Below are 21,628 nucleotides of genomic sequence, written 5' to 3' on the forward strand. Positions count from 1 at the left end.
ATTTGCTCGGGCCCCTCTTCCCACCCGGTCGTTTTGGCCGAACGCGGGATGTTGAGTAGGTTGCCCGTCCGTTGGCCTCTTCCGGGCCGTATTCAGCCTAATGTTTCGTACTGAACTCCCCCTTACACCCCATCCTCAGCAACTGCCGCCCTCGGCCCGCGTGCTGACCATCGGGTCCTGCTTTTCGGATACCATCGGCTCGCGCCTGACCGAGTTCAAGGTCGCGACTATGGCGAATCCGTTCGGCACCGTTTTCAACCCGATTTCGGCCTGCAAACTGTTGCGCGCCGCCGCCGGTGAGGACATGGACTGGCAGCAGCACCTGGTGGAAGCCCGGGGCCGCTGGCAAAACCACGACCTGCACGCCGAGTTGGGGGCCGACACGCCGGTGGAGCTACTCCAGCGCATCCAGACGATGACCCGCGAGGCGGGCGTGTTCCTGGCTACTGCCGACGTGGTAGTGCTCACCCTGGGCAGTGCCTTTGCCTACCGCCTGCGCGAAACCGGGGAGCTCATCAACAACTGCCACAAGATTGCGGGCGAGAAGTTCGACAAGGAGCTGCTCACCGCCGACGACATTATTGCGGCCGTGGCGGAAACCCACGCCTACCTGCGGCGCATCAACCCCAAGCTGCGCTTTATTCTGACGGTGAGCCCGGTGCGCCACCTGAAGGATACGCTGGTGCTCAACTCGGCCAGTAAGGCCATGCTGCGCGTGGCCTGCCACTACCTCAGTGAGCTGCTGCCCGACGTGACTTACTTCCCGGCCTACGAGCTGCTGATGGACGATTTGCGGGACTACCGCTTCTACGCCTCCGACATGCTGCACCCCTCGGAGGTAGCCGAAAATTACGTTTGGGAGCGGTTTACGCGCACCTATTTCGATGCTGCATTCGGCCGGTTCAAGAAGGAGTGGGAAGGCATCCGGCAGAGTCTGAACCACCGGCCGCTGTACCCGGCGTCGCCCGAGCACCGGGAGTTTCTGGCGACCACCCTGGAGCGCCTGCGCAAGGTGGCCGGGCAGGCCGATGTGCGTATGGAGCTGCTGCACGTGGAGCGCGAGCTGGCCAACCTGCCCCTGCCCGTGGTATCCGCCGCGCCGGAACCGGAGGATTACGACGACGGCGAGGAGCGCATCGACATCGGCTCCTTCGATGAGGAGCCCGCCGTGGCGGCAGCACCGGCAGCACCGGCGCCCCCTGCTCCTACTCCGGCAGCCACTCGCAGGCCCGCACCCGCGGAACGCAAGCCCGTCCGTGCCCCGGAACCGCGTGAGGATTCCGACGACGACGATGCCACCGACCGCGGTCAGGCCCGCATCCTGCGTCCCGGCTTCGGCGTACTGCTGGAAGACGAGGACGAGGAGCACTACGACGACCACCAGGCAGCTGCCACTCCGACTGAAACCCTTGCAACTTCGGAATCGGCCTACGACCAGGCGTACTCGGCGGCGGCGCTGGCAGAGTCCGAGCAGGATGATTCGGACGCGGAAACCGAAGGTGAACCGGAGCACCGCAAGAAACGCCGCTCCCGCGGCGGGGCCAAGCGCACCAAGCGCAAGAACGCCCGTCTCGCGGCCGAGCAGACATCCGGGGAACTTCAGCCCGAAAGCAGCGTGGTAGCAGTGCAGCCCGCCCCCGCCGATGCAATTATAGAGCAGTCAGACGATGAAACGGCCACCGAGGTAGTGTATGTAACCGAGGAAGAGCTGCGCCGCCCGCGTCGCAACCCCGATTCCGGAGTGCAGGCCACTGATGAACCTACTACTGCGCCCGAGGCAGCATCGGAAACCGCCGCAACCAACGAGGAAGCACCGGCCGAGGAAGCAACCGGCAACCGCCGCAGCCGCAACAACCGGCGCGGAGGCAAGCGCGAATCGCCGGAACGCACTGGCGGCCGCGCGGCGCGCCAGCCGCTGTATGCGGCGGAAACGGAAGCGCCGGTAGCAACCGGAGCGGAAGCTGAAACCACCCCTGCCCCGGCCGCAGCAGAGGCATTGGCTACCCTGGTAGCGGCAGTGGCAGTTACTGCGGAAGGACCGACTAAGCCGGCAACCACAGCGCCCGCCGCTCCGGAGGCAGTACCTGCTCCTGCGAAGAAAAAGCCAGCCGCCAGACGGAAGCCAGCCGCAAAGACTCCGACAGCCACGCCTGCGGAAACGACTAAACCGCAAGCCTTGGCCACTGAACAGTCCGGCCAGGCAACCACGGTTACTCCTGCCCCGGCTGCGGTTGCTGAAGCTCCGGTAGCTGTTGCAAAGGCTCCAGTGGCCAAGAAACCCGCTCGCCGTAAGCCCGCAGCCAAGCCTAAGCCAGTAGCCGCCGCTACGCCGGAAACGGCTGTCCCGGCGCCAACGGCTCCTCCCGCAACGGAGGCGGCCGCTCCGGTTAAGGCAGCCCCGCGTAAACGGGCCCCGGCTAAGCCGAAAGCCAAACCTGCGGCCCCGGTAGCCGGGGCCACCCCGGCGCCAACCGTTATCCAGCCGGAAGCCAAGCCGAAAGCGGAAGCAGCTCCGGCGGCGAAAGCAACACCAGCGTCGAAACCCAAGGCAGCGGCAAAGGCCCCGGCGAAAGCCAAGACTGCGGCAGCAGTTCCGAAAGCGGCTGCTCAATTGGAGGAAGCCTTGGCGGCCAAACCGGCCGCCAAGGCTAAAGCACCCGCCAAACCGCGCAAAACGGCCCCGGCCGCTGCCAAATCGGAACCGGTGGAAAAACCGGCGGCCAAGAAACCGGCGGCCAAGCCTAAAGCCAAGGCACCGGCCCGAAAGAAGGCTACTCCTGAGCCGCCCGCCGCCGCCGAAAACAACTAAAAAGAAAACCCGGCCCTGGTAGGCCGGGTTTTCTTTTTAACCCCTTCCTTCCCCGCTTGTTCCGCCAGTATGTCTGCTCCCGCCAACCGCCTGCAACACGAATCCAGCCCCTACCTGCTCCAGCACGCCCACAACCCGGTAGAGTGGTATCCGTGGGGCGAGGAGGCCCTGGCGCGTGCCCGTGCCGAGCAGAAGCCGCTGCTGGTGAGCATTGGGTACGCCGCCTGCCACTGGTGCCACGTGATGGAACGCGAATCGTTCGAGAATCCGCAGATAGCGGCCTTGATGAACGCCCATTTCGTGTGCGTGAAAGTGGACCGGGAGGAGCGGCCCGACGTGGACCAGGTGTACATGGAAGCCCTGCACGCGATGGGATTACAGGGCGGCTGGCCTCTGAACGTGTTTCTGACGCCCGAAGCCAAGCCCTTTTACGGCGGCACCTACTTCCCGCCCCGCAACTGGTTGCAGCTGCTCACCAGCATCGGGCCGGGCTATGCCGGGGAACACCGCACCGAGCTGGACGCGTCGGCCGAGCAGTTTGCCCAGGCACTGCAAATCAGCGCCCTGGAAAAATACCGGGTGCCGGCTTCAGCGGAAGGTCTGTCGGCGGCCCGGTTCGCGGAGCTGACGGAAAATCTGGCCGCGAAATTCGACCGCCAGAAAGGCGGATTCGACCGTTCTCCAAAGTTTCCGCTGCCCGTTGCCTGGCAGTTCCTCTTGCGCGCCCAGGTCCTGACCGGCAGCCCAGAACTATTGGATCAGCTCGGGCTGACGCTGCGCGAAATGGCCTGGGGCGGCCTCTACGACCAGGTGGGCGGCGGCTTTGCCCGCTACTCCACCGATGCCGACTGGCTGGTACCCCACTTCGAGAAGATGCTCTACGACAACGGCCAACTGCTGAGCCTCTATGCCGAAGCCTTCCAGACCACTGCCGACCCGCTGTACCGGGAGGTAGTGTACGGCACCGTGGATTTCCTGGAACGCGAGCTGCTCAGCCCGGAAGGCGGCTTCTATTCCGCCCTGGATGCCGATAGTGAGGGCGTGGAAGGCCAGTTCTACCGCTGGACGCGGGAGGAGTTGCAGGCCGTGCTCGGCGACGAAGAAGCCCTGGCCACCGCTTACTACCGCTGCACCGCCCTGGGCAACTGGGAGCACGGTGCCAATATCCTGCACCGCCGCCAGTCGGACGCGGAGTTTGCCCAGGCCCACGACCTGACGCCCGAGGTAGTAGCCACGCTGGTGCACGGCTGGCGCAACCGGCTGCTGGCCGCCCGGGCCACCCGCCCCCGCCCCGCCCTCGACGACAAAATCCTGACCAGCTGGAACGCCCTCACCGTGCAGGGCCTGCTGGACGCCTACCGTGCCTTCGCGGAACCCCGCTTTCTGGCGCTGGCCCGGAGCTGCGCCGAATTCCTGCGGACCAGGCTGGTGGTCGATGGCCGGCTCCACCGCAGTTACAAGAACGGCCGGGCCACCATCCCGGCTTTTCTCGAAGATTACGCCCTGCTCATTCAGGCCTTTATCAGCCTGTACGAAGCCACCTTCGCCGAAGAATGGCTGTACGAGGCCCAGCACCTGACTACGTCCGTCCTCTCCCACTTCTTCGACCCCATCGAGCAGCAGTTTTTTTACACGGCCGATAACGGTGAAGTGCTCATTGCCCGCCCTAAGGAGCTGACCGACAACGTTCTTCCGGCGTCCAATTCCGTGATGGCCCACAACCTGCACCGGCTGGGGCTGCACCTGGAAGATGCCGATTACACTGCCCTGGCCACCGACATGCTACGGCAAATGCAGGCCCTGGTGGTTCAGCAGCCGGCCAGCTTTGCCCACTGGGCCAGCCTGTACGCGGCCCTGCTCCAACCCACGGCCGAAATTGCCATCGTCGGGCCCGGGGCGGAGGAGTTCCGGCGGGAGCTGAGCCGCTATTTTTTACCCAACACGGTTCTGGCTGGCACTCAGGCCACCAGCCTGCTGCCGCTGCTACGCAACCGGGAAACCCGGAACGGACGCACCACCATGTATGTCTGTTTTAACCGCGCCTGCCAGCAGCCGGTGCATTCGGTGACCGAGGCACTGGCCCAGCTACGCCAACGCTAAAGGCCGCCCGAATTTACCCGGGAGCCTTCCCTGACGGCGGCGGGCGGTGTATCTTTACTAATCGTACCGGAGCCGTTCACCGGCTTCGGAGCCCGGGCCGGGTAGTTGGGTTATTCCGCTATTGCCGGCACCTGCGGGCCTTTCTACCCTTTGCCTTCGCCGTTCTTGAGCCTTTCCTTCGACTTTGTGCAGCCCCAGCCGGAAGCGGCGGCCGACCGCGTCACGCTGTTTGCCGACGTGATTCTGCCCCTGCCGCTACCCCGCCTCTACACCTACCGCGTCCCCTTCGAGCTCAACGACCAGGTGGTGGTGGGCGGGCGCGTGATTGTGCAGTTCGGGGCCAAGAAAACGCTGAGCTGTATTGTGGCCGCCGTGCACGAAACGCCGCCCACGCTCTACCAGGCCAAGTACATTCTGGAGTTCATCGACGACGCGCCCGTGGTCACCCAGCCCCAGCTCAAGCTCTTCCGCTGGATGGCCGACTACTACCTCTGCACCCTGGGCGAGGTAATTAATGCGGCCCTGCCCTCGGCCCTCAAGCTCAGCTCCGAGAGCCGCGTGCAGCTCCACCCGGCCTTCGAGCCCGACAACCACCCCTATCCCCTCGGCGACCAGGAGCAGAAGGTAGTGGACGCGCTGAGCACCGGCGAGGAAGGCAAGTCGATGACGTTCACGGAGGTGGGCGAGCTGCTGGGCATTGCCTCCTTCCACAAGTACATCAAGTCCCTGATGCAGAAGGATGTGGTGTTCCTGTTCGAGCACCTCAAAGATAAATTTGCACCCAAGGTGGTGAAGAAGGTACGTTTGGCCCACCACTACGTGTCGGAGGCGGCCATTGAGCAGCTGTTCGGGCAGCTGGCCAGCCGGGCCAAGCAGCTGGATGTGGTGATGCGCTACCTCCAGCGCGTACCGGTGTACCAGAGCGAGCACGCCAACCACCGCGGCATGGACAAGGCGGCGCTGACTTCGGCACCCCACCTCTCGCCCTCGGCAGTGAACACGCTCATCAAAAACGGCATCCTGGAGCAGTTCGACCAGATTGTGTCGCGCTTCCCGCTGGATGAAGACGATGCCCAGGCCAACATGCACTTCACGCTGAGTGATACGCAGGTAGAAGCCCGCGACGCAGTAATGCGCGAGTTTCAGACCAAAGACATTGTGCTGCTGCACGGCGTAACGGGCGCGGGCAAGACGGAAATCTACATCGACCTCATCAAGCAGGCGCTGGATGGCGGCGGGCAGGTGCTCTACCTGCTGCCCGAAATTGCCCTCACGGCCCAGATTGTGACCCGGCTCATGCGCGTGTTCGGCTCCCGGCTGGGTGTGTACCACTCCAAGTTCTCCGACAACGAGCGGGTAGAAGTGTGGAATGGGGTACTGTCGGGGCGGTTTCAGGTGGTGGTGGGCGTGCGCTCGGCCGTGTTTCTGCCCTTCGATAACCTCGCCCTCACGATTGTAGACGAGGAGCACGAGAGCAGCTACAAGCAGTACGACCCCGCCCCGCGCTACAACGCCCGCGAGGTGGCCCTGATGATGGCCCACTTCCAGGGCAGCAAAACCCTGCTCGGCTCGGCCACGCCGGCCGTGGAAACCTACTACCAGGCCCGCGCCGGGCGCTACGGCCTCGTGAGCCTGACCAAACGCTTTGGCGAGGCCGGTCTGCCCGAAATTGTGCTCGTGGACACCCGTAAAAGTCGGGAGCAGAAAACGATGCTCAACCACTTTACGCCCGAGCTGATGGCGGAAATGGAAAGCAAGCTGGCTCAGCAGGAGCAGGTGATTCTGTTCCAGAACCGCCGCGGCTACGCTCCGTTCATCAACTGCCTCGACTGCGGCTGGATACCCAAGTGCACCAACTGCGCCGTGAGCCTGAGCTACCACAAGCAGGCCCACGAGCTGCGCTGCCACTACTGCGGCCACCACGACCGGATGCCGGCCCAGTGCCCCGCCTGCGGCTCGCGCAACGTGAAAACGGTGGGCTTCGGCACCGAGAAAATCGAGGACGACCTGAAGGTAATGCTGCCCCAGGCCAACGTGCAGCGCATGGACCTGGACACGACGCGGGCCAAGAACTCGTATCAGCAGATTATTTCCGATTTCGAGCAGCAGAAAACCAACGTGCTGGTGGGCACCCAGATGGTAACCAAGGGCCTCGACTTCGCCAACGTGAGCCTGGTGGGCATCATCAACGCCGACTCCATCATTCACTACCCCGATTTCCGGGCGCACGAGCGGGCCTTCCAGATGTTTGTGCAGGTGAGCGGACGGGCGGGCCGCAAAGGCAAGAAGGGCAAGGTCATCATCCAGACCGGCGACCCCGAGCAGGTCATCTTCGACAAGGTGATCCGCAACGACTACCTGGAGTTCTACGAGTACGAAATCACCCAGCGCCGGGAGCATGGCTACCCGCCGTTTATGCGCATTATCCGCCTCACCGTGAAGCACGTGGACGTGACGGTGGGCGAGCGGGCGGCCCGGCTGCTGACCCAGGAGTTGGTAGACCGGCTGGGCCGCGAGGCCGTGCTGGGGCCGGAAGCGCCCTATATCTTCCGCATCCGCAACTTCTACCTCCAGGAAATCACCATCAAGCTCAGCCGCGAGCACACCGTGCTCAAAGCCGCCAAAGCCGACCTCATGGCCGCCCTGGACGTAATTCGCGACCAGAAGGAGTTCAAGCAGGTACGACTGGCCGCCGACGTGGACCCGATGTAGGGGTAGGAGCCGTTGCGTGCCGGCCCTGAACCAGCCAAGGCCCGCCAGGAACGGGCGACCCGGCGGCGGGCTTCACGAACCCGCCACCAGCAAGATGACCCCGACCACAACCAGCGGCACGGCAATGAAACCCGCGAGAATGAGGCCGTAGGTTCCGCCCAGTAAGCCCAGCAGCAGCAACACGCCGCCCGCAAGGGCCATCCCCAGGCCCGTCTTTCTGAGTGGCTCATTGCCGCCCTCCGCTCTTGCGGCCAGCACCGCTATGGGGGCAACATTTTTCTCCCGCGCTTCCCGGCGCAGCCTTCCCCGGCCGTTTTTACCCTGGAAAAACAGCAGCGGGATTCCCACGGCCAGCAATGCCAGTCCGAACAACACTTGCGCAGCGGCCGAGTAGCCCCCGAATTCATTGTTTGCACCGACGGTCGCGTACACAATGCCGCCGACGGTCGCCACTGCGCCCACCACGTTCACAGTAGTCGTGAGCGGATCAGCGGGTAGCTTTACCTCCGGCCGCAGCAGCCGGTCCAGCACAGTATCGGGGGCCACTGAACGGGGAACTGCCCAGACGGGAAGCGGCGCGGCGGCAGGCAGGGCCGATGGCCGGTGGGCGCCGGTGCCTGCCGTTGCCTCCGGGGCAGGGTCGACCAGCGCGGCAGACAGCACTGGCTCAGGAGTTGGGGCATGCCAGAGGGGCGCTGTATCCGCCGGCAACTGCCTGGACGGACCGTATGCGCTGGTTTGGGGCAGCACCGCTGGCAAGTGTGTACTCTGGCATCCGGTGAGGAGCAGCATGGCCAGCAGCCCCTGGAGCAAGCGTGGTTTCATAGCTAGCTAAAACCCTGAAGTGGGGAATACATAGTTAGTAGCAACCGACTGCCGGCGGGGCACTGGAGTTGCTCTTAAAGATGGAAGAAAAATTCCGTTGGCTGCTACACCGGTCTACTGCTGAAGCTCATGCCCGGGCAAGCTATCCACACCAAAAAGCCCCGGCTGCCAACTGGCAACCGGGGCTTCTGCGCTAACGGGCGACGGAGCGCCTATACCGCGTCGAGCAGCCAGAGGATGATAAAGATCAGACCGATGATAGCGATAATGCCGCCAATCAGGCTGAAGATGCTGCCCGGCAGCAGCGTAACCAGCGCCCCCACCAGCAACAGGATAATGCCCGTGCGCAGGTTGCCACTAATACTCGCGGTGGTAGCAGCCGTTTCCGACTTGGCTTTCACCTGCACCTTGGCGCTCATTTTGTCGGCCTTCTTCACGATTTTCTGCACCAGCGCCTTCTGCATGAAGTTCAGCTTGACAGACTTGGCAGACTTGGCGGCAGGAGCGGTAGCGGCCACCGGGGCCGATGCCGGCGCGGGGCGGGCCACTACCACCACCGGGGCGGGGGCGGCTACCGGGGCTGCGGCCACCTCATCGGCACCCACGAACACCTCGGAAGCGGCCACTGAGGCTGCGGGGGCCGGAGCGGGCGACACGATAACGGCACGCTGGGTGCCGTGGTAGGCCGAGCCCGTTTTGGGCAGCATGGCATACTCAGCGCGGTTGCAGCTCGTTAGAGCTATGGCTACGGCCGCCACGGCCGTGAGCTTGTTCAGGAGTCCGGACAGGTGTTTCATAAGCGAGGAAGAGTGAAGTGAAGGATTGAGCAAACGCGGATTGTACGCGCCAAATTAGAAAACGGCGACCGGAAACCCGCTAAATCATCGTTCTGCTACCGCATCTTTGGCTTTACTGTCGGTTGGGCAAGCACTTAGCCGTGCCGTTTTCCGGGCACGCGAGCGGAGCCGAACGCTTCCGCCCGCACGAATGTTAGAACTGCGCCGTTTATTTGCACCCGTGCCTATGATGAGTTTTAGTAAGCCGCTGTTGCGGATTGGCGCGGCCGGGCTGCTGCTCGGTCCCACTGCCTGTACCCAGCCCCTCGCCGAGGGCAAGGCTGCCCAGTTCGCCGAGCAGCGCCGCCAACCCCTGCCCGACACGAGCGGCTATGAGCGCCGCACGCCCCAGGACCTGAACGGCATCGGGAAGTACTACTTCGGCCGCCAGATTGCCCACGTGATGGGCCACGAGGGGGCCGCCTGGCTCGACCGCTCCGACCGGTCGGCCGAGGAAGGCACCGAAACCCTGCTGCGCGAGTTGCAGCTCAAGCCCACCGACGTGGTGGCGGATATTGGCGCGGGAACGGGCTTTTTTACGTTCCGCATCAGTCCGCTGGTGCCCCAGGGCAAGGTGCTGGCCGTCGATATTCAGCCCGAAATGCTAGCGGCCCTGCGCGCCACCCGCGACCAGGAGCGCATCGGCAACGTGGTACCCGTGCGCGGGACCACCTCGAACCCGAATTTGCCCGCCCACGGCGTTGATCTGGTTTTGATCGTGGATGCCTATCACGAATTCGACCATCCCCGGGAAATGATGCGCGCCATCCGGCACTCCCTCACGCCCACCGGCCGCGTGGCGCTGGTAGAATACCGCGCCGAGGATGTCAGCGTGCCCATCAAGCGCATTCACAAAATGAGCATTGCCCAGGTTCGCCGCGAACTGGCCGCCGTGGGCCTGCGCCTTACCGACTCCGTCGAAACCCTGCCCCAGCAACATTTGCTGTTTTTTCAGCAATAGCACAGCTGGAAGCCGCCAGCTTCAGGCGGCCCGTATTGTCAAGCAGCACCCTGCTCATACCACTCTGCTTTCTGAGCTACGATTAACCGGAAAGAGCTTGCGGCGTATCGCTTGCAGCTTGTAGCTAAAAACCCATGTCCGACCCGCGCCAGCTTTCCATTCACGATTTCACCTACGAGCTACCCGCCGACCGCATTGCCCCGGAGCCCTTGCCCAGCCGCGACCAGTCGCGGCTGCTGGTATGCGAGCGGGGCATTATCGAAGACCGCACGTTTCTGGAGCTGCCGGGCTTGCTGCCGGCCGACAGCCTGCTGGTGTTCAACGATACCAAAGTGGTGCGGGCCCGCCTGTTTGCCCGGCGGCCTACCGGGGGTCTGGTAGAGCTGTTTTGCCTGGAGCCGGTGAGTCCGCACCGCGCTATTGAGCCGGCCATGCAGCAAACGCAGGCCTGCGTCTGGAAATGCCTGGTGGGTAATGGCCGCCGCTGGAAGGACGGCCCCGTAACGGTGGAGTTTGAGGCCCAGGGCCAGCCCGCCGTGCTCCGGGCCAAGCGCGTAGAGCAGCACGAGGGCTACGCCCTGATTGCCTTCAGCTGGGCGCCGGACGGGCTGCCGTTTGCCGAGGTGCTGCGCGGGGCCGGCCACCTGCCGCTGCCTCCCTACCTCAACCGCGCCGATACCGACGTGGACGCCATCCGCTACCAGACGGTATATGCGTCGCAGGAGGGCGCGGTGGCTGCCCCTACGGCCGGGTTGCACTTCTCGGAAGCAGTGCTGGCCGAACTGGCCGAGCGCCGCACCGCCGCTGCCCGCGTAACCCTGCACGTGGGTGCGGGCACGTTTCAACCCGTGAAAGCCCGCCAGATGTCCGACCACCCCATGCACGGTGAGCCCATCAGCGTGACGGCCGAAACGCTTTCCCGCCTGTTGGCTCATTTGCGCGAAGGCGGCCCGATCATTCCGGTGGGCACAACCAGCCTGCGCACCCTGGAAAGCCTGTATTGGCTGGGCGCGGGCCTGGTGCAGCGGCCGGCCCTGGCCCCCGCCTGGCACGTGGGCCAGTGGCAGCCCTACGAGCCCCAGACCGAAGTGCCGGCGGCGGCGGCCCTGGCGGCCCTGCTGGCCCAACTGGAGCTCACCGGCTCCGACACCCTGCACGCTACCACCCAACTGCTGATTGCGCCCGGCTACCGGTTCCGGCTGGTGCAGGGCCTCATCACCAACTTCCACCAGCCCGAAAGCACCCTGCTGCTGCTGGTGGCCGCCCTCATCGGGGCCGACTGGCGGCGGGTGTACGACCACGCCCTGGCCCACCACTACCGCTTCCTGAGCTACGGCGACTCTTCGCTGCTGCTGCCGTAGCCACAACGGGCCTTTTCTCTTTCGGGCGGCCACGCTTAGGGACTTTCCGTATAGGGCTTCAGAATTTTCCTTCCCCTTTGATGCTGAACCATGAAAAAGACCCTCCTATTGGCCGCCGTTCTGGCTTTCTCAACGGCCGCCTTCGCCCAGGAAGTTAAAACCACCACCCGCGACAACACTACCGGGGCCAAAACTACCGTAACGGAGCGCGACAATGGCACCGTGAAGGTGGAATCACGCACTGGCCGCACCGAGGCGGGTGAAGTAGTGCACGATACGAAACGGGGCACGAAGCGCGTGGCCCGCAAAACGGGCAACGCCGTGGAGACAGGGGCCAAAAAAACGGGGTGGGCCGTGAAAAAAGGCGCTAAAGCCGTGAAAAACAAGGCCGAGGACATCGTAGATTAACCGTTGCCCCGCCGGTTTTCATCGGCCAGCCCTGCCACCTTACATCAGAAGTCAAACAAAAACAGCGGCCCAGTGGCCCGCTGTTTTTGTTTGGCAGAATCAGTTGTTCTACTGGCCCACGATAAACACGGCGTTGCCGAACAGCAGCTTGCCCCCCTGCCAGAACGCCCGGAACAGGGGATTATCGGCCAGGTAGATGACCTGGCCCCGGCCCAGGTCCTGGGTGCCCAGCACGAAGCTGTCGGTGAGGCCGCGCTGGGTGTTGCGGCCGGCGAAACCGGCCGCGTAGCTGTCCTTCTTGAGCACGCCCACGTTCCAGCCGCCCTTGGGCAGGAACTGGTAGTTGGGCACGTCGCGCAGCAGGGCGAAGTAAGTAGTGCCGTAGCCGAAAGCCAGCGGGTGGGTGTTATCGAGTTGCACCCGGAACACGCTGCCCTGCACCCGCTCGGCAATGCCCTCGCGCTCGGCATCGGCGTAGCGGCGCAGCGCCGCGTAAGGGGCCTTTTTCTTGCTGGTGGCGGTGCTGTCGGTGGCTTTGGTTTTGAGCAGGAAATCCTTGTTGCCGGCCAGGAAGCGCGACGCACCTTCCAGGGCAATGAGGCGGCCGCCGCCGCGCACCCAGGTTTTCACGCTGGCCAGGGCTTTGTCGGTCAGCACGTCGTCGTAGCGGCCGTCGGGCAGAATCAGCACATCAAACTTGCTGAGCGGCACGCTGCTGAAGTAGTCGGTGCCCAGCACCGTGACGGGGTAGCCCACCTGCTGCTCAAAGAAGTGCCAGACTTCACCGAAGGCGGTGGCATCGATTCCCGGACCGGCCAGCACGGCCACGGTGGGCATTTTCAGGGGCCGCACCGAGCGGGAGCCCAGGTCGCCGCCGGTGGTGGAGAGGCCCGACTGCACGGCCTGCACCGTGACGCCCGCCGAATCGGCCTGGGCGCGCACCAGCTGGTCGAAACGCGCGCCCAGGCGCTCGTTGCCGGTGCGCGGAATGATGAGCGTGCCGCGCTGGTACTGCTGGTCCTCGGTTTCGAAGGGCTCATCGGCCACCCGCAGCTTCACGCCCTGCTGCATGAGGCCGCTCAGAAAACGCACGTCCTGGAGGCTGTTCCAGCGGGCCAGGTAGGCGTAGGGAGTTGCGTTAGTTGTCAGTTGTCGGTTGTTAGTTGATGGTTCGTTCTTGCTTCCCGAACTGACAACTGACAACTGACCACCAACAACTGACAACTGACCACCAACAACTGACAACTGGTTTTTCAAAGCGTAGCCGTTCAGCCCAAAGGCGTAGGGCAACGACCAGGCGGTGAGGTCGTAGGTCAGGGAGTCTTCCAGCTGGGCCTGGGGCTCGAAGAGCACCTTCACCAGCGTGGATTTGGGCTGATACATGCTGATGACCACATCCTGGGGCTCGATCTGAACGGTTTGCTGCTGGCCGGTGGCGTAGCTGTAGCCCGGCTGGCGGCTGCGCTTGCTGGCAAAGCCGTAGCGGATCTGCTGGCGGTCGAGGTACTGGGTGAGGGCGCGCACCTGGCCGGGGTCGGCGGAGCCGGCCAGCACGTAGGATTTGTACTCGCCCCGGGGCTTGGTGCGGGCGTCGGTATAGAACTTCTGGAACTCCCGGATCAGCTCCTGGTGGCGGTCGGAGGCGGCTTGCAACGTGGCCAGGCTGGTGGCGCGGTGGTGCTCGATGCGCTGGGCCAGGGTGAGCGTGTCGCCGTCGGTTTTCACGTAGCTCAGGCCGGCCGACCCGCCCCCGCCCTGCTCGTAGGTGACGCCAATGGCCCCGTTGAATGCGGGCCAAGTGTCGCCGTAGAAGGGCGCGAACAGGTCGTAGGTTTCGCGGGTGAAGTAGAGCCAGTTGTGCTGGTCGAACACCTTCCGGTTGTAGTCGCCGATGACGTTCTGGAACTTGCGCTGCCAGTCGGTGAGGTCGGCGTGGAAGGGCTTGGCGGCCGGCGAGAAGTAGTACGGGGCCTGGGGGCTCATCTCGTGGAAGTCGGCGTGCACCTGGGGCAGCCACTGATTATACACCGTGATGCGCTGGCGGCTTTCCTGCTGGGTTTGCCAGGCCCAGTCGCGGTTCAGGTCGAAGTAGTAGTGGTTGTAGCGGCCGCCGGGCCAGGGCTCGTGGTGCTCCCAGCTCAGGGGCGAGGCGTTAGGCTGCTGGTTGGCCACCCGGTTGTACCACTGCGCGTACCGGTCGCGCCCGTCGGGGTTCACGCAGGGGTCGATAATCACCACCAGGTTTTTCAGGTAGGCCTGCACGGCGGCGGCGGCGGGGTTGGCCAGGTCGTAGAGCACCTGCATCACGGCCTCCGACGACACGGCCTCGTTGCCGTGCACGTTGTAGCTGAGCCAGACCACGGCCGGGGCCTTGGTGGCCGCCGCACCGGTTTCCAGGCCCGCCAGGCGCAGGTTGTTGCGCCGGATGTCGTCGAGGTGGCTCAGGTTTTCGGGCGTGGCCACGTACACCAGCTCCAGGGGCCGGTTCTCGTAGGTGCGGCCGTAGCGCTGCTGCTGCATCCGGCCGGGGCTGTGCTGCACCACGTGCGCCACGTAGCGCAGCAGCTCGGCGTGGGGCGTGAAGCGGGTGCCCAGCTGGTAGCCCAGAAACTGCTCCGGCGTGAGCAGCGGGCCGGCAGCCGGCGTTTGGGCCGCCACCCCGAAGCAAATCAGCAGCCAGCACAACAGGGGGCACAGTGCCCGGAGGAGAACGTTTTTCACCAATAAAGAGGAGTAAGGTAGTCGGGGCGGAAGGGGCAGGCAGACTTTCTGCCTCAAAGAAAGCATATTTGAGCAGGCCAAGGACGCAACCGTGGCCGTTTGGCCGCATCTTTCTCCCACCCCAGCCCCGGCGCCTTCCCCCGCGGGCAACGGGGAGCCGGCCGTGCGACTGGTCAACAGAACCATTCGCCACCCCCTCTCCCGGGGGGCAACCAGCACTTGCACTCAACCAACCCACCTTTCCGCTATGCCCCACTCCTACCTCCGCCCGGCGCTGCTAACGGCCCTGCTAGCCGCCGGAACCCTTTTCGCCCGCGCCCAGCAGCCGGTTTCCTATCCGCTGCCTTCCGAAGTCGATAAGCAAACCAGGGCCCTGATGGTGGCCGACACCACCTACATTCAGCAGCACTACACCAAAACCGAGTACCAGATCCGGATGCGCGACGGCGTGAAGCTGCACACCGTGGTGTACGCGCCCAAGGACGCGGATCGGGTGAAGTATCCTATCCTGCTCAACCGTACGCCGTATTCGGTGGGGCCGTATGGGCCGGGCAAGTACAAGTTCACCCTCGGGCCAAGCAGCACGATGCTGCACGAGGGCTACATTTTCGCCTACCAGGATGTGCGCGGCAAGTATATGTCGGAGGGCGAGTTTGTGGATATGCGGCCCGAAAAGGACACGTATAAGGGCAAGAACGACATCGACGAGGGCACCGACACGTTCGATACCATTGAGTGGCTGGTGAAGAAGGGGCCTAAAAACAACGGCCGGGTGGGCCAGTGGGGCATCAGCTACCCCGGCTTCTACACCGCCACCGGCCTGCTCAGCCGCCACCCGGCCCTGAAAGCCTCCTCCCCCCAGGCCCCGATTGCCGACTGGTTCTGGGACGATTTCCACCACAACGGGGCCTTTTTCCTGCCCCACGCCTTCAACTTTCTGGCCTCCTTCGGCCTGCCCCGGCCCGCGCCCACGCCCACCGGCAACCCCGGCTTCCAGCACGGCACGCCCGATGGCTACGACTTTTTCATGAAGATGGGGCCGCTTAAGAACGCCGATTCGCGCTACTATAAGGGCCAGGTGGCTTTCTGGAACGAGATGATGGCCCACCCCAACTACGACGCGTTCTGGCAGGCCCGTAACCTGCGGCCCCACCTCAAAAACCTCAACAAGAACACGGCCGTGCTCACGGTGGGCGGCTTCAACGACGCCGAGGATTTGTTCGGGGCCCTGCAAACCTACAAGGCTATCGAGCAGCAGAACCCGGGCATGACCAACGGCCTCGTGATGGGTCCCTGGGTGCACGGGGGCTGGGCCCGCGGCACCGGCGAGCTGGTGGGCAACGTGGCCTACGGCGAGTCGCCCTCCCTTTACTACCAAAAGGAAATCGAGGCGCCGTTCTTCAAATCCTACCTCAAAGACGGCAAGCGGCCCAACGTGGCCGAGGCCACCGTGTTTGAGGGCGGCACCAACCAGTGGCGCACCTTCGATGCCTGGCCGCCCAAGCAGGCCCAGGAACGCACCCTGTACTTCCAGGCCGATGGCAAAATCGGCTTCGAGCAGCCTACTACCGGCTCCGGTTTCGACCAGTACCTGAGCGACCCGGCCCACCCGGTGCCCGCCAACGAGGGCATGGCCACCGGCATGACCCGCGAGTACATGACCGACGACCAGCGCTTTGCCTCCCGCCGCCCCGACGTGCTTACCTACCAAACCGACGTGCTGACGGAGGACCTGACCCTGGCCGGCCCCATTGAGGCCCTGTTACAGGTGGCCACCACCGGCACCGACGCCGACTGGGTGGTGAAAATCATCGATGTGTACCCCAACGACACGCCCGACAACCCGCGCCTGAACCCCAGCGTGAAGCTGGGCGGCTATCAGCAGATGGTGCGCTCGGAGGTGATGCGCGGCCGGTTCCGCAACAGCTTCAGCCAGCCCGAGGCCTTCGTGCCCAACCAGGTAACGGCCGTGCCCTTCACCGTTCAGGACCTGTGCCATACCTTCCAGAAGGGCCACCGCCTGATGGTGCAGGTGCAGAGCAGCTGGTTTCCGATGGTGGACCGCAACCCCCAGACCTTCGTGCCCAACATCAACGAGGCCGACGAAAAGGACTTCCAAACTGCCACCCACCGCCTCTACCACTCGCCCCAAAGCGCGTCGCAGCTGAAAGTGCGGGTGCTGTAGAATAGAAGAGAGAGGCGAGACTTCCGTTTACCTGGCACGTTGCCAGAACGAACGTCTCGCCTCTCCCTCCTATTCTACAGCCGGCCGATGTTGGCGTAGTCCAGCTCGGCGGGTTTTTGGTGGACTTCGTACAGTACTTTTTCGGTTACGCCGCGGCCGAACAGGCTGATGCCGGCGTTGAGCACGACCAGCGCAACAGTACCGGCCGACACCCATTCGGCCGTCGATTCGCGGCGGCGCCTTTTATCGACGGCCCACTGCACCAGGCACGTACCCAACCCAATCGTCAGGAGGCCGGCCGGGGCGAAGGTGAGCCATTTGTCTTTATGCGTCATATCAAGTGTGGGGTGTGGGAGAAAAGTAGAAACGGACTGCCCGTGTAAGATAACCAGGAAGTCGGGGCTCCGGTTACACAATCGTACCTTTGCGCCGTGGGGTTACGTTCTGCCCCAACTATCTTTCGCCGGCCCCGTGGGTCGGGTGCTGTTTTCGCCCCCTATGCTCGTCTCCCCTTATCAGCGCCTGTTGCAGCTGGCCTTTGCCCAGCCCGCCGAGGTTACCTGCTACCTCCACCCCACCACGCTGGCCGCCTACCGCACCTTCGAGCAGGCCGAGCCCGCCGACATTGCCTACCGCTTCGAGCGGGTACGCCTGGGCGTGGCCCTTACCCTGATGAAGCTGCTGGCCGAGCTGGGCGACCTCGACGAGGCCCGGCAGGTGCTCGATGTGCTGCACCAGGCCCTGCGCGCACCCTCGGTTTTCGCCATCGATACCACCATTCAGAAGGACGCCGCCAAATTTGAGCGCCTCTACACCAACCTCTATGTGAACGAGGACGGCGAGCAGCTCCTGCACCTGTTCGAACGCACCCTCGACGCCGACTCCCAGCCCCTGATGGACGACGTCATCCGGGAAGCACTCCGGGTGGTACCGACGCTCGATTTCAGCCGCGAAGAGGACGAGGACGACGAAGAGGGCGAATAATTTCTGCTACCACCAACCTGAAGGCCGCGAACTGCGGCCTTTTTTGTTCCTTACTACGGGCTTCGCAGTCCGGCTCCTCCACCCTAAGCTTATTGCCATGACACTTACCATTTTAGGTTTGCTCCTGTTAGCGGTCGGCCTCACGGCCAGCCGCACTATTTCGGCCCTGAGCCCTTTCCGGGGGCTGCTGATCGGGGGCGGCGGGCTGCTGGTACTGCTCGGGCTGGCCCTGAGCACCGTGGTGCAGATTGACGCCGGCCAGGTGGGCGTGCAGACGCTCTTCGGCCAGGTGAAGCAGCAGGTGCTGCCCAGCGGCCTGAACGTAGTCAACCCCCTGGTCGAGGTTACCCGCTTCGACACCAAAACCCAGAACTACACCATGTCGGCCGTGCGGAGCGAAGGCCAGCAGGAAGGCGACGACGCCATCCGCGTGCTCTCGGCCGACGGGCTGGAAGTCGTCATCGACCTGACGGCCCTCTACCACGTCATCCCGGCCGAAACGCCCCGCATCTTGTCCACCATCGGGGCCGATTACGAGAGCAAAATCGTGCGCCCCATTGCCCGCACCCGCATCCGCGACAACGCCGTGTACTACGACGCCGTGGCCCTCTACTCCACCCGCCGCGACGAGTTCCAGAACCGCATCTACAAAAGTATTGAGGACGATTTCCGCAAGAACGGCCTCCAGCTCGACCAGCTGCTGATTCGCAACATCCAGCTGCCTACCTCCGTCAAGCGCAGCATCGAGAGCAAGATTTCGGCCGAGCAGGACGCCCAGAAAATGCAGTTCGTGCTCCAGAAGGAGCGCCAGGAAGCCGACCGCAAGCGCGTGGAGGCCCAGGGCATTGCTGACTACCAGAAAATCATCAACAGCGAAATCACCGACAAGCTGCTGCAATACGAATCCATCAAGGCCAACAAGGAAATTGCCCTTTCGCCCAACGCCAAGGTCATCATCACCGGAAGCAGCCGCAGCGGCACCCAGCTGCTGATTTCGGATAAGTAGCCGGGCTGCCCGGCCCGGCTGGCCGTACGCCGGGCTGTTGGAGGCTCATTTGCCAGTTGAATGAAGGGCGTTTCTTGCCGCTGCCCGGTTCCTGACATAACATCAGCTCCGGTTGCAAGCCGGCGCAACTTGGCTGCGGCAGTGGTTTGGCAGCGGGCCGCTTGCTACCTTTACCGGTAGCGGCCGTGGCTTTTTCATGGCCTTTCCTTTTTTTGTTTTTTTCAGGACGTAATGCCCGTTATTCACTATATCACGGAGGGGCCGGCCGTTGCCCAGGCCGCCCAGGCGCTGCAAGGCAGCCCCCGCGTGGCCCTCGATCTGGAATTCGACGATATGCGCCACCGCTACGGACGCAACCTGGCCCTGATTCAGCTTTTCGACGGCGAAACGGTTTACCTCATCGACCCGCTCCCGCTTACCAACCCGGCCCAGGAGCTGGAGCCGCTCTGGGCCATCCTGCGCGACCCGGCCGTGGCCAAGGTGTTTCACAGCTGCAAATCCGATATTCTGCTGCTCGATGAGCTCTACGGCGTGCACGTGCGCAACATCGTGGATACCAGCGTGCAGTACACGCTGCTGGCCGAAGCCGACAACAACATATCCCTGGGCCGCCTTATTCAGCAGGAGCTGGGCCTGGAAGTAGACAAGGGTGAGCAGAAGTCGAACTGGCTTAAGCGCCCCCTCACCGAAGCCCAGAAGCAGTATGCGGCCAACGACGTGCTCTACCTGTTTGAGCTCACCGACCGGCTCGATGCCAAGCTGGCCGAGCTGGGCCGCACGGCCTGGGCCGAGCAGGAAAACCAAGCCCTGGAGGAAGTGCGCTACACCCGCGACGAGCGGCCCTACCTGCGCCTGGCGGGCAAATACCGCATTCTGCCCCCCGAGCTGCCCATGTTCCGCGACCTGTTCATGCTCCGCGACGAGGTGGCCCGCCACATCGACCGGCCCTCCTACATGGTGGCCAGCAACGACCGGCTGGCCGAGCTCACCCGCCTGCCCGTTACCAGCACCGGCCACCTGCGCAACGCCCACGGCCTGCACCCGGAGCTCAAGCGCAGCCCCTTCGCCGACCGCCTTGTGAACCTGAGCCAGGAGGACCGCCCCGTCGAGCCGGCCCTGCCCGCCGACCAGCGCCGGTTCCCGTTCCGCCGCCGCCTCTCCGGGGCCAAAGCCGCCGAAGCCGACGCCCGCGAAGCCCTGCTGATGACCCTCAAAACCCATCTGGCCGACGACCACAGCCCCATCATGGCCAACCTGGTGCTCAGCAACCGCCTCATCTCCGACATCATCGAGCAGGGTGCCGAAACCACTCTGCGCCCCTGGCAGCACCAGCTACTCACCGATACGGCCCAGAAGCACAACGTGAACTTCGCCCAGGTTGCCAAGCCGTTTGAGAAGTAACCAGACGTAAGCCCTGCCAAACAAGAACGTGTCATCCTGAGTAAAGCGAAGGATCTTCTCACGTGAGAACGACAATCGTACAAACGACTCGTTGACGCGTGAAAGGATCCTTCGCTCTGCTCAGGATGACACGTTTTTTTTGCCGGGCCTACTGCTGGACTACTTCAGCTTCTCGTTTTGCTGGTGGCGGGTGGCGTCACGCGCGGTTTTTTTGGCCAGATTGCGGTGCAGGGCGTCGGTCAGGTCGATGCCCGTCTGGTTGGCCAGGCAAATGACCACGAACAGCACGTCGGCCAGCTCGTCGGCCAGCACCTTATCCTTGTCGGATTCCTTGAACGACTGCTCGCCGTATTGCCGGGCAATGATGCGGGCCACCTCGCCGACTTCTTCCGTGAGCATGGCCATGTTGGTCAGCTCGTTGAAATAGCGCACGCCGGTCGTCTGAATCCACTGGTCAACGGTTTTTTGGGCTTCCTCGATGGTCATTTTTAGTAGGGAGTAGGGAGTGAAACACGGCCATTTAAGGCTCGGAGTATGTCTGAACCAGAAACTGTCATTCCGACGAAGGAGGAATCTGGAAATAATCGTTCAACAAGTTTCCCCAGATTCCTCCTTCGTCGGAATGACAATAGATTTGCCACTCTAACACCGGCTCCTGTTGGTTTATTTCCCCATCTCGCGGCTGTCGAGCACGATGGTGACGGGGCCGTCGTTGAGGAGTTCCACCTGCATATCGGCCCCGAACTCGCCGGTGGCCACGGGCTGGCCCAGCAGCGCACTCAGGCGTTGCACGAACTGCTCGTAGAGCGGAATGGCCAGGCGCGGCGGGGCAGCCCCCACGTAGCTGGGGCGGTTGCCTTTGCGGGCATCGGCCAGCAGCGTGAACTGGCTGACCACCAGCACCTGGCCGCCCACTTCCTGCACCGAGCAGTTCATGCAGCCTTCCTCGTCGGAGAAAATGCGGAGCTGCACGAGTTTGCGGGCCATCCGCTCGAGGATGCCCGCATCATCCTCGGGGGCGAAACCAACCAGCACCAGCAGGCCGGGACCAATCTGGCCGGTTACCCGGCCTTCCACCGTAACCCGGGCGTGGCGGACGCGCTGAAGGACAAGTCGCATAGGTGAGTAGTGAGTAGTGAGTAGTGAGTAGTGAGTAGTGAGGTACGCGCTTCTGGTCTTCCCGCACTGATCCCGGGGGGGGTATTTCGACTGCTTTAGGGGCCGCGCTGGGCGCAAGTACGGCGGGTTTGGTGGTAATCTGTCATATTCGGGGCGGGAAACCGGTGTTTGGCCCGGGTTTCTGGTTCACATAGTTCTCC

16 protein-coding genes are annotated in these 21,628 nt (G+C 63.7%); 10 read left to right on the top strand and 6 right to left on the bottom strand.

Features of this window, described 5'->3' with window-relative positions; all coding sequences use genetic code 11:
- Positions 1 to 100 precede the first annotated feature (100 nt).
- From D0T11_RS23325 to priA, 3 genes are all read left to right on the top strand, one after another.
- Positions 101 to 2,809, top strand: coding sequence for a GSCFA domain-containing protein (locus D0T11_RS23325; protein WP_119654880.1), 2,709 nt, complete (start codon positions 101 to 103; stop codon positions 2,807 to 2,809).
- 69 nt (positions 2,810 to 2,878) lie between these two features.
- Complete coding sequence (locus tag D0T11_RS06060; RefSeq protein WP_119654881.1) at positions 2,879 to 4,909, top strand: thioredoxin domain-containing protein; 2,031 nt, start codon at positions 2,879 to 2,881, stop codon at positions 4,907 to 4,909.
- Between the two features lie 165 nt (positions 4,910 to 5,074).
- On the top strand, positions 5,075 to 7,621 hold the full coding sequence (gene priA, locus D0T11_RS06065; RefSeq protein ID WP_119654911.1) for a replication restart helicase PriA: 2,547 nt from the start codon (positions 5,075 to 5,077) through the stop codon (positions 7,619 to 7,621).
- Positions 7,622 to 7,693: 72 nt separating this feature from the next.
- Here priA and D0T11_RS06070 read toward each other — a convergent pair whose 3' ends face one another.
- Both D0T11_RS06070 and D0T11_RS22445 read right to left on the bottom strand, forming a co-directional pair.
- Positions 7,694 to 8,446, bottom strand: a complete 753-nt coding sequence (locus D0T11_RS06070; protein ID WP_119654882.1) for a hypothetical protein — start codon at positions 8,444 to 8,446, stop codon at positions 7,694 to 7,696.
- A 212-nt stretch (positions 8,447 to 8,658) separates the two neighbouring features.
- Entirely contained in the window at positions 8,659 to 9,243 is a 585-nt protein-coding gene (locus tag D0T11_RS22445) for a hypothetical protein (RefSeq protein ID WP_182888268.1), read from the bottom strand.
- A 226-nt stretch (positions 9,244 to 9,469) separates the two neighbouring features.
- Between D0T11_RS22445 and D0T11_RS06085 the strand changes: the two genes are divergently transcribed.
- The 3 genes from D0T11_RS06085 to D0T11_RS06095 all read left to right on the top strand — a co-directional run bounded on the left by D0T11_RS06085 (position 9,470) and on the right by D0T11_RS06095 (position 12,012).
- Positions 9,470 to 10,243: a class I SAM-dependent methyltransferase gene (locus D0T11_RS06085; RefSeq protein ID WP_245990625.1), complete on the top strand. Its 774-nt coding sequence runs from the start codon at positions 9,470 to 9,472 to the stop codon at positions 10,241 to 10,243.
- Positions 10,244 to 10,377: 134 nt separating this feature from the next.
- Positions 10,378 to 11,604: an S-adenosylmethionine:tRNA ribosyltransferase-isomerase gene (locus D0T11_RS06090; RefSeq protein WP_119654885.1), complete on the top strand. Its 1,227-nt coding sequence runs from the start codon at positions 10,378 to 10,380 to the stop codon at positions 11,602 to 11,604.
- 90 nt (positions 11,605 to 11,694) lie between these two features.
- Positions 11,695 to 12,012, top strand: coding sequence for a hypothetical protein (locus D0T11_RS06095; RefSeq protein ID WP_119654886.1), 318 nt, complete (start codon positions 11,695 to 11,697; stop codon positions 12,010 to 12,012).
- A 108-nt stretch (positions 12,013 to 12,120) separates the two neighbouring features.
- On the opposite strand, the gene D0T11_RS06100 is transcribed toward D0T11_RS06095, so the two are convergent.
- Entirely contained in the window at positions 12,121 to 14,733 is a 2,613-nt protein-coding gene (locus D0T11_RS06100; RefSeq protein ID WP_119654913.1) for a M14 family metallopeptidase, read from the bottom strand.
- 247 nt (positions 14,734 to 14,980) lie between these two features.
- Here D0T11_RS06100 and D0T11_RS06105 point away from each other — a divergent pair, with 247 nt between their 5' ends.
- A complete protein-coding gene (locus D0T11_RS06105; RefSeq protein WP_119654887.1) occupies positions 14,981 to 16,918 on the top strand; it encodes a CocE/NonD family hydrolase in 1,938 nt (645 codons plus the stop codon).
- A 74-nt stretch (positions 16,919 to 16,992) separates the two neighbouring features.
- Here the strand turns inward: D0T11_RS06105 and D0T11_RS06110 are convergent, their stop codons facing one another.
- A complete protein-coding gene (locus tag D0T11_RS06110) occupies positions 16,993 to 17,253 on the bottom strand; it encodes a hypothetical protein (RefSeq protein WP_119654888.1) in 261 nt (86 codons plus the stop codon).
- Between the two features lie 163 nt (positions 17,254 to 17,416).
- Here D0T11_RS06110 and D0T11_RS06115 point away from each other — a divergent pair, with 163 nt between their 5' ends.
- From D0T11_RS06115 to D0T11_RS06125, 3 genes are all read left to right on the top strand, one after another.
- Positions 17,417 to 17,902 (top strand): hypothetical protein, encoded by a 486-nt coding sequence (locus D0T11_RS06115; protein WP_119654889.1) that lies wholly within the window; start codon positions 17,417 to 17,419, stop codon positions 17,900 to 17,902.
- A gap of 97 nt (positions 17,903 to 17,999) precedes the next feature.
- Positions 18,000 to 18,908 carry a prohibitin family protein gene (locus D0T11_RS06120; RefSeq protein ID WP_119654890.1) on the top strand — a complete coding sequence of 303 codons (909 nt, stop codon included), beginning with the start codon at positions 18,000 to 18,002 and terminating at the stop codon, positions 18,906 to 18,908.
- Between the two features lie 231 nt (positions 18,909 to 19,139).
- Entirely contained in the window at positions 19,140 to 20,309 is a 1,170-nt protein-coding gene (locus tag D0T11_RS06125; protein WP_119654891.1) for a ribonuclease D, read from the top strand.
- A 159-nt stretch (positions 20,310 to 20,468) separates the two neighbouring features.
- On the opposite strand, the gene D0T11_RS06130 is transcribed toward D0T11_RS06125, so the two are convergent.
- Positions 20,469 to 20,795: a nucleotide pyrophosphohydrolase gene (locus D0T11_RS06130; RefSeq protein WP_119654892.1), complete on the bottom strand. Its 327-nt coding sequence runs from the start codon at positions 20,793 to 20,795 to the stop codon at positions 20,469 to 20,471.
- Positions 20,796 to 20,972: 177 nt separating this feature from the next.
- The gene (gene dtd, locus D0T11_RS06135; protein ID WP_119654893.1) at positions 20,973 to 21,428 is read right to left on the bottom strand and encodes a D-aminoacyl-tRNA deacylase; all 456 of its coding nucleotides are present in this window, start codon (positions 21,426 to 21,428) and stop codon (positions 20,973 to 20,975) included.
- Positions 21,429 to 21,628: the final 200 nt, after the last annotated feature.

The organism is Hymenobacter rubripertinctus (genome assembly GCF_003583925.1).
In the GTDB taxonomy this organism is placed as follows: Bacteria; Bacteroidota; Bacteroidia; order Cytophagales; family Hymenobacteraceae; genus Hymenobacter; species Hymenobacter rubripertinctus.

Bases quoted from the DNA above. Each gene is read 5' to 3' on its own strand.
- D0T11_RS23325 (WP_119654880.1), top strand. From the start codon at position 101: ATGTTTCGTACTGAACTCCCCCTTACACCCCATCCTCAGCAACTGCCG.
- D0T11_RS06060 (WP_119654881.1), top strand. From the start codon at position 2,879: ATGTCTGCTCCCGCCAACCGCCTGCAACACGAATCCAGCCCCTACCTG.
- D0T11_RS06070 (WP_119654882.1), bottom strand. From the start codon at position 8,446: ATGAAACCACGCTTGCTCCAGGGGCTGCTGGCCATGCTGCTCCTCACC.
- D0T11_RS22445 (WP_182888268.1), bottom strand. From the start codon at position 9,243: ATGAAACACCTGTCCGGACTCCTGAACAAGCTCACGGCCGTGGCGGCC.
- D0T11_RS06085 (WP_245990625.1), top strand. From the start codon at position 9,470: ATGATGAGTTTTAGTAAGCCGCTGTTGCGGATTGGCGCGGCCGGGCTG.
- D0T11_RS06090 (WP_119654885.1), top strand. From the start codon at position 10,378: ATGTCCGACCCGCGCCAGCTTTCCATTCACGATTTCACCTACGAGCTA.
- D0T11_RS06095 (WP_119654886.1), top strand. From the start codon at position 11,695: ATGAAAAAGACCCTCCTATTGGCCGCCGTTCTGGCTTTCTCAACGGCC.
- D0T11_RS06105 (WP_119654887.1), top strand. From the start codon at position 14,981: ATGCCCCACTCCTACCTCCGCCCGGCGCTGCTAACGGCCCTGCTAGCC.
- D0T11_RS06110 (WP_119654888.1), bottom strand. From the start codon at position 17,253: ATGACGCATAAAGACAAATGGCTCACCTTCGCCCCGGCCGGCCTCCTG.
- D0T11_RS06115 (WP_119654889.1), top strand. From the start codon at position 17,417: ATGCTCGTCTCCCCTTATCAGCGCCTGTTGCAGCTGGCCTTTGCCCAG.
- D0T11_RS06120 (WP_119654890.1), top strand. From the start codon at position 18,000: ATGACACTTACCATTTTAGGTTTGCTCCTGTTAGCGGTCGGCCTCACG.
- D0T11_RS06125 (WP_119654891.1), top strand. From the start codon at position 19,140: ATGCCCGTTATTCACTATATCACGGAGGGGCCGGCCGTTGCCCAGGCC.
- D0T11_RS06130 (WP_119654892.1), bottom strand. From the start codon at position 20,795: ATGACCATCGAGGAAGCCCAAAAAACCGTTGACCAGTGGATTCAGACG.
- dtd (WP_119654893.1), bottom strand. From the start codon at position 21,428: ATGCGACTTGTCCTTCAGCGCGTCCGCCACGCCCGGGTTACGGTGGAA.